We start from the raw sequence: 12,667 nt of genomic DNA, 5'->3' as shown, positions 1-12,667 counted from the left end.
ATCACCCAGCTCGAAGGGAATCCCTAGGGCCCGCCTTCACCCGTCATCCGGCTGTGCATGGCCTCGCGCAGCGCGTCCATGAACACCCGCACCTTGAGCGGCACGTAGTCGCGCGAGGGGTAGACGAAGGAGGCGGCGCCGTCGAAGTTGGTGGCCGTCACTTCATGGTCGGGGAACAGGTCGACGAGCCGGCCGTCGCGCAGCGCGTCGGCCACCATCACCTCGGCGAGCAGGGTGACGCCTGCGCCGGCGAGGGCGCAGTCGAGCAGGCCGAGCGCGTTCGAGATGACGATGCGGCCGCCCACCGCCACTTCCTCTTCGACACCGGTCGCATCGCGGAAGCGCCAGCGGCTGCGAAACCCCGGCAGCGGGAAGCGCAGGCAGGCGTGGCCGGCCAGGTCGCCGGGCGACTGCGGGCGCCCGTGCTCGCGCAGGTAGGCCGGGCTCGCGCACACGCGGTAGCGCATGCGCAAGAGCGGCACGGCGATGAGAGACGAGTCGCTGAGCGGGCCGAGGCGCACGGCGAGGTCGATGCGCTCGGCGATGAGGTCGACCACCGTGTCGGTGAGCAGGAGGTCGACCTCGACGTCGGGATAGCGACGCGTGAACGACGGGAGCATCGGCACCACCTGCGTGAGGCCGAACGCATTGGAGGTCGTGACGCGCAGCGGCCCGCGCGGCTCGCGCGAGATGTCGGCAGCCTCGGCGCTGGCCCGCGCCAGCGCCTGCAGCAGCGGCGCCACCTGGTCGAGGTAGACGCTGCCGGCCTCGGTGAGCACCAGGCGGCGGGTGCCGCGCTGGAAGAGCCGCGCCCCCAGCTCCTCTTCGAGCAGTGCGACCGCACGCGACACCGACGATGGCGCCAGGTCGTGCTCGCGTGCTGCCGCCGCGAAGCTGCCGGTGCGCGCCGCGTCCGCAAAGAGCTGGATGGCCTGGATGTCCATGGCCGCGATCTTTCCACGATCGCGGCGTGGGCGCTTCCGAAGGGCTGTGTCGCTCAGGCGGCGATGGGCTGCGCGGTGGCGAAGGTGGCCGCGATCTCGTCGATGCGCCGCTGTGCCGCGGCGCCCTGGGCGGCGACCGTGCCGGCATCGGCCGTCGTGGCTTCCACCGACACCACGTCGACCTGCGTGATGCCGAGGAAGCCGAGCAGCGATGCGAGGTAGGGCTGAAGGTGGTCCATCGCCGCGAACGGCCCGCCGATGTAGCCGGGCGCGCCGTACGCCAGCGCCAAGACGGCACGCGGCGTCGTCACGAGGCCGCGGAATGCGCCGCCGTCGTAGGCGAAGGTGTGGCCGATGCGCACGACCTGGTCGACCCAGGCCTTGAGCGCCGACGGCACCGAGAAGTTGTACATCGGGCTCGTGATGAGCAGCGTGTGTGCCGACTGCAGCTCGGCGATGAGCCGGTCCGACAGGGCGGTGGCCTCGCGCAGGCTGGGCGTGAGCTGCTCGGGCGGCGTGTAGTAGCCGGCGATCGTGGCGGCGCTGATGTGCGGCAGCGGCTCGGCCGCCAGGTCGCGCCGCAGCACGCGGCCACCGGCATGGCGGGCCCGCCATGCCGACTCGAACCGGTCGCCAAGCTGGCGGCTGTGCGAGCCCTCGTGCCGGGCGCTGGCGTCGATGCGAAGCAGGGTGGGGAAGGGTGTCGAGGTCATGGGGTTCTCCGGTTGGAAAACCGCAGTCTCGGCAGCCGCCGTCTTGCGCGACAGGGGCTGTTGCGCACGGGTGCCGTGCGCGGCGCGCACGACGCCGGCTAACGCTTCTTGCGGCAGGCTTCCCGCGTCTCGGCAAAGGCGCTGCGACCGAGCCAGCGCCACAGGTCGCGGGTGTCGCGCGCACCACCGCGCACGCGGACTGCGCGGCTGTCCACGGCTTCGAGCGCATCGCGGTCGCCGGTCCAGATCTCGGTGAGCGCCAGCAGCGTCGACTCGACCACCAGGTCGGGCTCCGGCCCCGGGTCGTCGCGGCAGAGGTCGGCGTTGCCGCCCTCGACGATCAGCCACCAGCGGCGCTCGCCGGTGGGTGCATCGGTGAAGCGGAACTGGATGAGCACGGAGCGGTCACGTGGGAACTCGTCGAGCCTCACGAAGCGGCGGATGTCCCACATCAGGAAGCCGGCGTCGAGCTGGCCTTTCTGGAGCCGGCTGCCGATCCAGCGCGCGCCCCATTCGCCGAGCGCCATGACGATGGGGCGCAGCTCCTCGCCGGCCTCGGTCAGGCGGTATTCGGCTGCGCCGCCCGCCTCGCCGGCCACGCGCCGGAGCACGCCGATCTCCTCGAGCTTGCGCAAGCGCTGCGCCAGCAACGAGGCCGACATGCGCGGCACGCCGCGGCGGATGTCGTTGAAGCGGGTGCTGCCGCAGAGCAGCTCGCGCACGACCAGGGGCGTCCAGCGTTCGCCGAACACCTCGGCGCCGCGGGCGACCGTGCAGAACTGGCCATAGTCGATCATGGCTGGCGAGCGTACAGGACACGATGTGCCGAGGCCAGTCCAGAAACTGGACTGGCGCCACCGGCCGCGTGCAACGAAAGTCTCTTCAACCGTCGATTCCCGGCGGGCCTTTGAGGAGAGACACGATGAGCACCGTATTGCAAGCCCCGGCGCCGGCTACGTTCGACGCCGAGAAGTTCAAGTCCACCACCCGTGCCCAGTGGCAGAGCGCGGCCGAGGCCTGGCACCGCTGGGGCCCGTTCATCGGCAGCTGGCTGGGCGATGCGACCGAGGCGATGTTCGAGATGGCGCGCGTCGGCCAGGGGTGCCGCGTGCTCGACGTGGCGGCGGGGGCGGGCGAGCAGTCGCTGGCGGCGGCGCGCCGCGTGGGGACGGGCGGCCACGTGCTCGCCACCGACATCGCGCCAGCACTGCTGGAACGCGCCGAACGCGATGCGCAAGCGGCGGGCCTCGGCGGCATCGTCGCGGTGCGCGAACTGGATGGCGAGGCGCTCACGAGCCTGCCGGCGGCGTCGTTCGACGCGGCGATCAGCCGGGTCGGGCTCATCTACTTTCCCGACCAGCAGCGCGCACTGGCGGGCATGAAGCACGCACTCAAGCCCGGCGGGCGCGTCGCGGCGATCGTCTATTCGACGCCCGATCGCAACGAGTTCTTCTCGATCCCGGTGAAGATCATCCGCGAGCGCGCCAAGCTCGCGCCGCCGCTTCCCGGGCAGCCCGGGCCGTTCTCGCTCGGTGGCGACGGCGTGCTCGAAGCTGCGTTCGCCAAGGCCGGCTTCAAGGACATCGCGGTCCGCCGCGTGCCCTCGCCGGTGAAGCTGCCGAGCGCGAAGGAATGTGTGCGCTTCGAGCGCGAGTCCTTCGGCGCGCTGCACCAGATGATGTCGGCACTCGACGAGCCGCAGCGTGCGCAGGTGTGGCACGACATCGAGGTCGCGCTGTCCGCGTTCGAGACGAAGGGAGGCTTCGTCGGCCCGTGCGAGATGCTGGTCGGGGTCGGGACGGTGTGATCGAGTCGGGGGGAAGGCGACTGCCCTTCGCGAGCCAGTCACAACCGCCGGTTGTGACTGATATCACCCATGCCTTTCTACTGCGGCAGGCCGGCAGTTCCTAGAGTTCGTTCCGTCGTCGACACCGAACCTCAACCGAACCCGCAGGAGAAATCGCATGACTACCTCTCACACCCTCACCCAGGATCTGGCCGGCCGCGTGGCCGTCGTCACCGGCGCTTCCAGCGGCATGGGCCGCGCCACCGCGCTCTTGCTGGCATTGCGCGGCGCACGGGTCGCGCTGCTGGCGCGCCGCAAGGGCCAGCTCGACGAGCTCGCCGCCGAGATCACCCGGCAGGGTGGCAGCGCGCTCGCCATTGCCACCGACGTGACCGACGCCGCCTCGGTCGAGGCTGCCGCGGCCACGGTCCTGCGCGAGTTCGGCAACGCCGACCTCGTCTTCAACAACGCCGGCCTCATGCTGCCCGGCGCCATCGGCCAGCAGCCGCAGCGCGAATGGGAGGCGCAGATCGACCTCAACGTGACCGGCGCCATGCGCGTGGTGCAGGCCTTCGTGCCGCAGCTCGAAGCGGCCGCGGCGCAGGGCAAGGTGGTCGACCTCGTCAACACCTCGTCGATCGCCAGCCAGTACGTCTACGGCTACTTCGCGGTGTACTCGGCCACCAAGGCCTTCGTCAGCCACCTCGTGCGCCACCTGCGCATGGAGCTCGGCCCGAAGAACATCCGCGTGTCGGTCGTCGAGCCCGGCATCACCGAGACCGAGCTGCAGGGCCACTTCACCTTCCAGGGCGCGATCGACTGGCTGAAGAACGCCGCGCAGTCGATCGACTTCCTGAAGGCCGAAGACATCGCTGCCACCGTGGGCTTCATCGTCTCGCAGCCGCGGCACGTGAACCTGCAGCAGGTGGTGGTCATGCCGACGAAGGAAGGGATCTGAACGCTGCGCCGTGGCGGCGCAACTCGGGCACCGGCAGGTGGAACGATGCGCCGCCCTTCAGGTCCTCGACGGCGAAGTCGATGAAGCGCCTCACGCGCGCCGGCATGTCCTTGCGTTGCGCGTAGTAGAGGTGCAGCCCCATGCGCTCGCTGGTGTGTCGCACGAGCAGCGGCACCAGCGCGCCGGTGCGGATGAACTCGGCAGCGTTGATGCTGTCGATCTGCCCGATGCCCATGCCGTGCAGCGTGGCGTGCATCTCCGCCTCCGGGTCGCTGCAGGTCACCGCGTGGTCCATCCGGCGCTGCACCGTCTCTGCCTTGACCTGGAACTCCCACGGCACCGGGCGCGCCGTGCCGGGCTGCCGGTAGCCGATGCAGTCGTGCCGCTCCAGCTCGGCGAGCGTCGACGGCGTGCCGCGCCGGGCCAGGTAGGCCGGCGATGCGCACAGGATGAGCTGGATCGAGAAAAGCCGGCGCGACACCACCTGCGCCTCGGGTGCGTTGCCGGCCTTGAAGCCGAGGTCGATGCGCTCGCGCACCGTGTCGGTCGCGCCGTCGTCAAGCAGCAGGTCGAAGCGGATCTTCGGGTGCTGCGCGCGATAGCGGGCGACGAGCGGCAGGATCACCTTGCGCCCGGTCGCGCCGCCGGCGCTGATGCGGATGAGGCCTTCGTCTTCCTTGGCGGCGTCGCGCACGCCGGCCAGCGCTGCGGTGAGGCCATCCAGGCTGTCGCGCACCGACTCGAAGAGGCGCTGGCCTTCTTCTGTCAGCGAGCTCTGGCGCGTGGTGCGGTGGAAGAGCCGCACGCCCAGGTGCTGCTCCAGTTGCCGCACGCTCTTGCTGACGGCCTGCGCGGTGGTGCCTTGCAGCTGGGCCGCGCGGTTGAAGCTTCCGAGCTCAGCGGCACGAATGAAGGTCGAGATGGCGCGAAGCTCGTCCACGGCCGAGGCGGGCGGTTGAGGAGGCGCCAAGCATAGGGCATGCGCTCAGCCGAGCACGACCACGTGCCCGTCCTTCGGGTCGATGCGGCCGGCCACCAGCGCGCTGACCAGGTCCTGCCCCGCCGCGAAGCCGTGGTGTTCCTTCACGCCCATCCACGGCTTCTGCGCATCGCTCACGCGGCGGATGAACGCGAGCTGCGCTTCGTTGAACTTGCGCGTGACCTCGGCGGCGCCCCAGTCGGCGTTGCGCTTCTTGATCTGGTAGGGCGCGAAGTAGGGCTGCGGCTGCGGGCCCGGCACCTCGGGCGCGTTGCCGAGGTGGTCGTGCGACTGGGCCGAGCCGGCGTAGCAGCTGTAGACGAGCGAGGCGCCGAAGTGCTCGTGCACGCGGCGGCGCAGCTCGTTGTCGCCGGCGAAGTCGACGTAGAGCGTGGGCATCGTCTTGTCGAGCGATTCCAGGGCCTTGTAGTCGACGGTGCGGTGGTAGCAGCCCAGGCCTTCGACGAAGCCCACGTTGCCGCCGGAGGTCAGTCCCACGAGGCTCACGTTCTTCAGGTCCTGGAAGCAGAAGACAGTGCCATAGGCGGTCTTGCTCGAGGCGCTGGAGACGACGATCTGCTTCGCGCCGAAGAAGCCGTTGTCTTCCAGGAAGTCGGCCAGCATGAAGGAGGTGATGAAGAGCGGGCGCGTCAGCATCTGGTAGTTCTCATCCGCCTGGCGGTAGGCGGCATCGGTGGTCACGCGCTGGTACTGGTTGTAGGCCGAGGTGAGCTCCAGGCGGTGCGGCGTGCCGTCGTAGAAGCCGCGCTCGCTCACGCGCACCGGCTGCATCACCACGTGGCTGGCCACGGGCCAGAAGCCGTAGAAGCGCTCCCCGACCGCGAGGCCGTCGACCGTGGTCTCCACGATCTCGGCAAAGCCCCAAGCCGGCATGTGGAACCACGCGTCGTCACCGGTGGGGTAGAAGCTCCAGTAGCGCAGGTGCGGCACCTCGCCGAAGGCGGCGTAGGTGATGTTGTTGGACGTGACGGCCACGCGGTCGATCTTCAGCAGCGCCTCGCCGGCCTTGAGGGCGGGAACCGGCTTTTCGACGACGCGGGTGCGGCCGAGGTTCTTCTTGTCGCTTTGCAGCTGGGTGAGGGTACGGCTCATGGGCGTGGGTCTCCTGAGGTGAGGTGAGCGAATGCGCCACACTCTAGGGCGGTGCCCGCTGCTGCGGGTTCGGAAATACTTGTCATGCCCATCCTCCGCGCCAGTGCCTCCCAGAGCCCCAAGGAAAAGCCCCTCAAGCGCCCGACCCAGGCCCGCGCCAAGGTCACGGTGCAGGCCATCTTCGATGCCTTTGTTCGGATTTGGCAGCGTGATGGCTGGGCGCGGCTCACCACCCGCGCGGTGGCGCTGGAGGCCGGCATCGCCGTGGGCACGCTGTACGACTACTTCCCGAGCAAGATGGCGCTGCACTCGGGCTACGTGCGGCATTGCATCGAGGCGCTGATCCACGCCGTGGATGCGCAGGCGGTGCAACCCGAGGGCCTGGCCTGGCGCGAGCGGCTGCATCGGCTGGTGCAACTTGCCTGCGGCACCAGTGTGGATCAGCCCTCGTGGTTCCATCCCGACATGCTGGCCATCGAGCCGCAGGTGGCCGAGCCCAAGCACCAGCGGCGCGCGCACGAGGAGCTGTGCGCGATGTGGCAGCGCGTATTCGATGCCTGTGGCGATCTGCCGCAGCGCCCGACCCCCGAGACCGTGCAGGCGCTGCACCTCGCGGTGTGGGGCGGCCGCCGCTATGCGATGCTCGTGCAGCTCGACGCGGCTCAGATGCAGGCGTGGGCGGCGGAGATGGAGCGTCTGTGCTGTCTCGCCGTCGCCGCCAAAACGCCCTGATCCCAACCTGCTGCGTCCGGGGAAAGACTGGCTCGCAGCTCCATCGCCTCCCGTGACCAAGAACTGAAGACTGATGCTCGCGCATGAAAACAATACGAATCTCACTCGTCGGCACGCCGAGTGACTATCCGGGGAGTCTGGTGCCGTTGATGATTCGTCATCTTGGCTACCAGATCGCGTGGACCCGGCAGGCCTCGAGCGACCTCCAGATTTATGGGCCGTTCTACAAACCTCAGGAAAAGCGGTATCGATGGCTCCCCCGGCCGATCCGGCCAGGCGCGGCACGACTGGTAGACGCTTTCAGGAAGGCCTCAGGGCTCAGAAGACACAAGCCGCTGAGCTTGTTCCACACCGCTGAAAACATCCGGCATGACGCGATTGCGGCCGATTATTCGATCTCGTTCGATCTGGCCGTGGACCACCCTCGGCACATTCGCTTTCCCTACTGGATGGAGATGGTCGACTGGTCGCACGAGGGCCTCACCGGCAACCGCAACTCGAGGTTTGGTCAGCTGTTGTGCATTCCCCGACTCATGCAGCCGCTGGGCCGGGCATTCCTCTCGCGCCCCTTCAAGGCCGCGATTTTCAGCTCGCATTTGCGCGAGCCTCGGGCAACGCTGAGAAGGGCCGTTGGTCGGTACATTCCGGTCGATGGCTTTGGGCCTTACTTCGACAGCACGATCGCTGACCATCACAACAGCGGCGTCAGCAAACTCGACACTCTGCAGAATTACGCGTTCAACCTTTGCCCCGAGAACGGTTTGTACCCCGGGTACTACACAGAGAAGATCCCGGAGGCATTCGCCTCAGGGTGTGTGCCATTGACCTGGACCGATGCCAACGTCTGCGCAGATTTCAATCCGCAGGCCCTGGTCAACCTGGAACCCTTGGCATGGCAGCAGTTTGAGGGGCTCGGGGACCTTTTGAATTCCCCATCACAACTGGAAGCGCTTTCGGAGCAAGCACTGCTTTTGAAGGCGCCGACGATTGAACCTTTGCGCGTCTTCATGCGAACGGTGCTCAAGGACGCCACGACCTAACTCGCCCAAGCAAGTCTTTACAAGATCACATGCTCAACCTGCAGACGATTGTCATTTCCCTGGTGCGCTCACCCGAGCGGCGCGAAAAGGCCCGGGCGGAACTGTCCAAAACCAGCCTGAAGTGGGCATTTCTGGATGCCGTCGACGGCTCGCGATTGCCGTCTCCCCCACCGGAATACAACGCTCCCAAGGTGAGGCGTTTGCTGGGGTTTGACATGACCGCCAACGAAATCGGTTGCTTCTTGTCCCACAAGAAGGCGTGGCAGGCCTGTGTGGAGAACCGGATGCCGACCCTGATATTTGAAGACGATTTCGTGCTGCAGCCGCATTTCGAGGAGGCCTTGCACGTACTGGTCCATGAGTTTCATGACTGGCAGATGGTCCGTCTGCAGGCCTTGGCGCCCTCAGCGCACCGGCTTGTCAGGCAGGTGAATGCCCTCTCCATTGTCGAGAACAATGACGATCCGCTCGGTGCGACTGCGTATGTGGTCAAGCCTCAGGCAGCCGAGACGCTGATCCATCATGCGAAGGACATTTACGAACCGCTCGATCACTTCATCGAGCACAAGAAAAAGCATGGGATCAGCATGCTGGCGGTGAAACCGTACCCGGTCGATATTTCCCGGGTGCAGTCCACCATCTCTGACCGACCTGACGTGCGAAAGCCGATAAAAAGCCTCAGGAAGAACGTGAGATCGGCCTCACGCTTCCTCGATCGGATTTTTTCGAAGGATCCCTGGTTTCCGAGATGAAGGCGGTGATCGGCTTCTACGGCGGTGGTATGACGCTGCGCGGCACGCATGTCGCGTTACATGACTACGCGCTTTACAACCAGGAGATCCTCGGCAACCAGTCGGTCGTCTTCTATGACGCGGAGGCTGACCAGAAACAACCCGATGTGGTCGAGAAGTTCAGGAGGCAATTCAAGCTGGTTGCCTATCAGAATCCCGACGCGTTGAGCGATTTGTGCAGTGGGCACGCCGTGGATTCGCTCTACATCATCAAGTCGGGCGAGCGCGACGCGCAGTGTGTGCGGGATGTGCCCAATCTGATCCACGCTGTGTTTCCGCAGAAGCCAAGCGAGCAGCACGGCGAAGTCTATGCGTTCGTCTCCGAGTGGCTGAGCAAGGAATGCTCGAACGGAAAGATTCCGTTCGTGCCCCACATGATTTCACTGCCCGACCTAAACGAAGATTTGCGCGAGACACTGAACATTTCCCGAGACGCCGTGGTGTTCGGGTGCTACGGTGGCAGCGACAGCTTTAACCTCGGGTTCGTGCAGGAGGCTGTGAGGAGGGTCGTCGAGAGATCGCGGCACATCCACTTCGTGTTCATGAACATCAGCCCTTTCGCCAAGCACGAGCGGATCCTCTTTCTGCCGGGCAGTTCGGATGTGCGCTACAAGACGCGATTCATCAACACATGCGACGCGATGGTTCATGCGCGCGGGATTGGCGAGTCGTTCGGGCTCGCATGCGGTGAATTTTCGATTCGCAACAAGCCTGTGATGACGTATGCCCTCTCTCCTCAACGATGTCATCTCGACATTCTTGGAGACAAAGCGATCCGCTACAAGGGACCGTCGGACGTCGAGAAATTGCTCCTGGGGTTTGATCGGAAGTGGGCGAGCGCCCAGGATTGGGACTGTTATTCAGCCAACTTCGCCCCCGCGCCGGTCATGGCCAAATTCAGCGAGGTTTTTCTAGACAGGCACGGCAGCCGGGCAGGGCCGGTTGACATCACGCCAGCCGACGCGTGCGTCATCCAATACAAGCGGCTCAGGAAGAAGCTGCGTAGCCTCTCGAGAAAGCTTTACAGGTAGCCGGCGGCGCAGTGGCGCCGGGCTATCGCCTCGCTTCCCCCAGATGTGTTGGATGCATGCTTTCCGGTGAGGGCAGCACCAGGGGCTCACGCGCCAGCAACTTTTCCAGAGCGCCATAAAACGAAAAGTGCTCGTGAATGTATCGAGCGATCGAGGCGCGATTCTCTGCTACGACCTTGTAGGCGTCTGTCGCAACAAAGGCATTCAAGCGATCGATTTCTGACGCTTCCAGTGTGGGCAGGTAATAGAACCACTCCTTCGGAAGAATTTCAAAGATCTTGTCCGATCCATGATAGATCGGCATGCAGCCGCAAATCAGCGCATCAAATATCTTCTCGGAAATGTAGAAGTCGTCGCGGGAGTTTTCTATCACGAGGTTGTATTTATATTCGGAGATCGTCTTCCATTTGATTTTGCTGGGGCCTCGATACGCGCGGATTCCTGCGGCTTGTTTGCTGAATCGCCCGAACAGGTCGAAGCCCTTGTTGGCTTCTGAAAACAGCTTGATGAAATGTGCGCGCTTCTGATAGCCAGGGATGCCGTTTAGCCCGGACGTCATGGAGCAGATTTGTCGGGTGCGTGGTCCACCGTCAATGGATTTCAACTGCTCCGGCGTGGCCATGTGATGGAAGTGGACGTATGGAATCGAGCGGTGAAAAGCAATCCCCTCTGGATTCTTGATGAAAAGCGAAGGCGAAGGGAGATGGCTCACTACTTCCAGGTTGGACTTTTCACAACGAGCTTCGTTTATTTTTGACTGATATAGGTGCGCATAATCCAGCGGTTCATGGAAGAACAGGATGGCCCGCTGGTCTGGGCGCAGTACGGAGTCGTCGATGGTATTGATGAAGACCACGACACTGGCTTCCGCAGGGTCTTCAACGAGAAAAAACGAATGTTCCTGCGCGTCGCTTGAGGTGAAGAATCGCGTGTAGTGCCTCGAGAATCCGGTCTGATAGGTGCACACCTTTGTCTTCCCGGCCGGCGAAAACATCGCGAAATACTGTTGTCGAAACTGCTCCTCTTCAACCTGCCTGACCTGAGCCTGGCGCTTGTCTTGATGGCGGTAGTAGTGCTTCTTCAGGAGGTAGCTCAGTGGAGACATGGGGCGCCTACAGATCCTTTATGTTTTCTCGGTAAAAGGTCTCGTACGGGTACTGCACCTGATCCTCCAATTGCTGGGACACCCGATGATCAAACATGCTCTTGTGGCCCAACAGGCTTTTCTTGTACTTCTTGTTTTGTATGAAGTCGCGATTGAATCTTGAATAATTTCCTATTCCCTTGGTGAACCCTGGGTCGGCAATGTCTGACTGAATGTTTTCGACCTCTGGAAGGTCGACGGACTCAATCTCCTTGCGGTATTTCTTGGAGTAGCGCCAAGCAAAATCGCCATCTTCCTCCCCAATGCCAAGAAGCCTCTCGTCAAAGAAGCCGACTTCGATGAGTTCGGGCTTGTAGGCGACGAAATGGGAGAAGCTGCCGTTGATCTTGAACGTCCTCGAGCGGGAGTTCAGTTCCTTGTCGAGCAGCTCAAAGAATCTGGGCCCGAGGCGCAAATCGTCGTTGAGCACCAGCACTGAGTCATGTTGAGCAGTGACGATTCCCCTGTTCCACATTTTTGCCAGCGCCTGGAAGTTGGGAAACATGGTCGGATAGACGTGGTCGTGTCCGGCAATGAACGAGAGGATCTGCTTTCGATAGTGTTGGTCAAATGGCGACCTGTGCGGCCCATTGATTGTCACGATCACTTCATAGTCCAAAGGTCCGGCGTGCTGGACGATGTCGTTCAACAGCGGAACAAAATGGCTTTCAAACCGGCGGTCGAATGTGGTGATGACAATGGAGCATTTTGTTCGATGCATGAATATGTGCTCGTGAGCTGATGGGCAACCGACGCCGGCGGTCAGGTGTGCATGTTCATTGGGGAGGGTGTTCTGGCGATGAACATGTCATGTTCGATATGCCATTCGAGGCCGTTCTTGCGGGCCCAGTCCACGAGCACATCGAGTTTGGGATACCCACTGAATTGATGGGATGCAGGGTTGATGCAATACCGGATGTCATCGATCAGGACCGCCACCCTGGAGAAGTTTCGCAAGTTCGCTTCGATACAGGCCAGCTCTTCTACCAAAGGGCAGTCGGTGGGGCCTTGGAAGGTGACACCGGTTGAGTAGTGGCCGTCCAGCCAGAAGTTGACTTCGCCTGAAAGTCGGGGGATCAGCTGCGGGAATATCTCTTCCGAGATCCCTTGAATCACCTCGACGTTGGGCGTGGAGGCAAAGCGCTTTTTCGCGTCTTCGAAGAGCTGTTGGGCAGGCTCGATCGTGTAGACCTTCGAAGAGTTCTGCGCGAGGAGGGCGGCGGTGTCTCCCTTGTATGTGCCGGTTTCCACCCAAATGCCGTGGGGTATGCCGTTGCGCAGGATCACCGCTCGCTTGATGGCGGCAGGGCTGGGTGCGGCGTATCCACGTGCAGCCCATCGCTGGGGCTCATTGCGGATGAATCTTCTTTCCTTGCGCTCGCGATTCAATTCTCTGAGCGATGACCTGATCTTCTTCAGCATGTTGTGTGGCAGTC

14 protein-coding genes are annotated in these 12,667 nt (G+C 63.9%); 6 read left to right on the top strand and 8 right to left on the bottom strand.

The annotated features are described in order from the left end of the window. Nucleotides 1-23: 23 nt before the first annotated feature. The 3 genes from JI745_RS07850 to JI745_RS07840 form a co-directional block, all read right to left on the bottom strand. Nucleotides 24-944, bottom strand: a complete 921-nt coding sequence (locus tag JI745_RS07850; RefSeq protein WP_201805207.1) for a LysR family transcriptional regulator — start codon at nt 942-944, stop codon at nt 24-26. A 53-nt stretch (nt 945-997) separates the two neighbouring features. Beyond that, nucleotides 998-1,657 carry an FMN-dependent NADH-azoreductase gene (locus JI745_RS07845; RefSeq protein ID WP_201805206.1) on the bottom strand — a complete coding sequence of 220 codons (660 nt, stop codon included), beginning with the start codon at nt 1,655-1,657 and terminating at the stop codon, nt 998-1,000. Nucleotides 1,658-1,755: 98 nt separating this feature from the next. Beyond that, nucleotides 1,756-2,454 carry a helix-turn-helix domain-containing protein gene (locus JI745_RS07840; protein ID WP_201805200.1) on the bottom strand — a complete coding sequence of 233 codons (699 nt, stop codon included), beginning with the start codon at nt 2,452-2,454 and terminating at the stop codon, nt 1,756-1,758. Between the two features lie 125 nt (nt 2,455-2,579). On the opposite strand from JI745_RS07840, the gene JI745_RS07835 reads away from it, so the two are divergent. Both JI745_RS07835 and JI745_RS07830 read left to right on the top strand, forming a co-directional pair. Beyond that, nucleotides 2,580-3,464, top strand: coding sequence for a class I SAM-dependent methyltransferase (locus JI745_RS07835; protein WP_201805198.1), 885 nt, complete (start codon nt 2,580-2,582; stop codon nt 3,462-3,464). 157 nt (nt 3,465-3,621) lie between these two features. Beyond that, a complete protein-coding gene (locus JI745_RS07830; protein ID WP_201805197.1) occupies nt 3,622-4,401 on the top strand; it encodes an SDR family oxidoreductase in 780 nt (259 codons plus the stop codon). Here JI745_RS07830 and JI745_RS07825 read toward each other — a convergent pair. Next, the gene (locus JI745_RS07825) at nt 4,376-5,341 is read right to left on the bottom strand and encodes a LysR family transcriptional regulator (protein WP_201805196.1); all 966 of its coding nucleotides are present in this window, start codon (nt 5,339-5,341) and stop codon (nt 4,376-4,378) included. The genes JI745_RS07830 and JI745_RS07825 overlap by 26 nt on opposite strands. Before the next feature lie 45 nt (nt 5,342-5,386). Next, nucleotides 5,387-6,493, bottom strand: a complete 1,107-nt coding sequence (locus JI745_RS07820; RefSeq protein ID WP_201805195.1) for a DUF2855 family protein — start codon at nt 6,491-6,493, stop codon at nt 5,387-5,389. An 84-nt stretch (nt 6,494-6,577) separates the two neighbouring features. Between JI745_RS07820 and JI745_RS07815 the strand changes: the two genes are divergently transcribed. The 4 genes from JI745_RS07815 (at nt 6,578) to JI745_RS07800 (ending at nt 10,087) form a co-directional block, all read left to right on the top strand. Continuing rightward, complete coding sequence (locus JI745_RS07815; protein WP_201805194.1) at nt 6,578-7,225, top strand: TetR/AcrR family transcriptional regulator; 648 nt, start codon at nt 6,578-6,580, stop codon at nt 7,223-7,225. 83 nt (nt 7,226-7,308) lie between these two features. After that, nucleotides 7,309-8,265 carry a glycosyltransferase family 10 domain-containing protein gene (locus JI745_RS07810; protein ID WP_201805193.1) on the top strand — a complete coding sequence of 319 codons (957 nt, stop codon included), beginning with the start codon at nt 7,309-7,311 and terminating at the stop codon, nt 8,263-8,265. 29 nt (nt 8,266-8,294) lie between these two features. Then, a complete protein-coding gene (locus JI745_RS07805; RefSeq protein ID WP_201805192.1) occupies nt 8,295-9,017 on the top strand; it encodes a glycosyltransferase family 25 protein in 723 nt (240 codons plus the stop codon). Then, nucleotides 9,014-10,087, top strand: coding sequence for a hypothetical protein (locus JI745_RS07800; protein WP_201805191.1), 1,074 nt, complete (start codon nt 9,014-9,016; stop codon nt 10,085-10,087). Before JI745_RS07805 ends, JI745_RS07800 begins: the two co-directional genes overlap by 4 nt. Before the next feature lie 22 nt (nt 10,088-10,109). On the opposite strand, the gene JI745_RS07795 is transcribed toward JI745_RS07800, so the two are convergent. Genes JI745_RS07795 through JI745_RS07785 form a run of 3 tightly spaced genes read right to left on the bottom strand, consistent with a single transcriptional unit; the run spans nt 10,110 to nt 12,653 of the window. Further along, a complete protein-coding gene (locus JI745_RS07795) occupies nt 10,110-11,192 on the bottom strand; it encodes a glycosyltransferase family 10 domain-containing protein (RefSeq protein ID WP_201805190.1) in 1,083 nt (360 codons plus the stop codon). 7 nt (nt 11,193-11,199) lie between these two features. Further along, on the bottom strand, nt 11,200-11,952 hold the full coding sequence (locus JI745_RS07790; protein ID WP_201805184.1) for a glycosyltransferase family 2 protein: 753 nt from the start codon (nt 11,950-11,952) through the stop codon (nt 11,200-11,202). Between the two features lie 41 nt (nt 11,953-11,993). After that, nucleotides 11,994-12,653, bottom strand: coding sequence for a hypothetical protein (locus tag JI745_RS07785; protein ID WP_201805182.1), 660 nt, complete (start codon nt 12,651-12,653; stop codon nt 11,994-11,996). Between the last annotated feature and the right edge of the window lie 14 nt (nt 12,654-12,667).

The organism is Piscinibacter sp. HJYY11 (assembly GCF_016735515.1).
Classification (GTDB): domain Bacteria; phylum Pseudomonadota; class Gammaproteobacteria; order Burkholderiales; family Burkholderiaceae_C; genus Rhizobacter.
The sequence above is the reverse complement of the archived record's forward strand: the minus strand, read 5'-3'. Positions and strand labels throughout refer to the sequence as shown.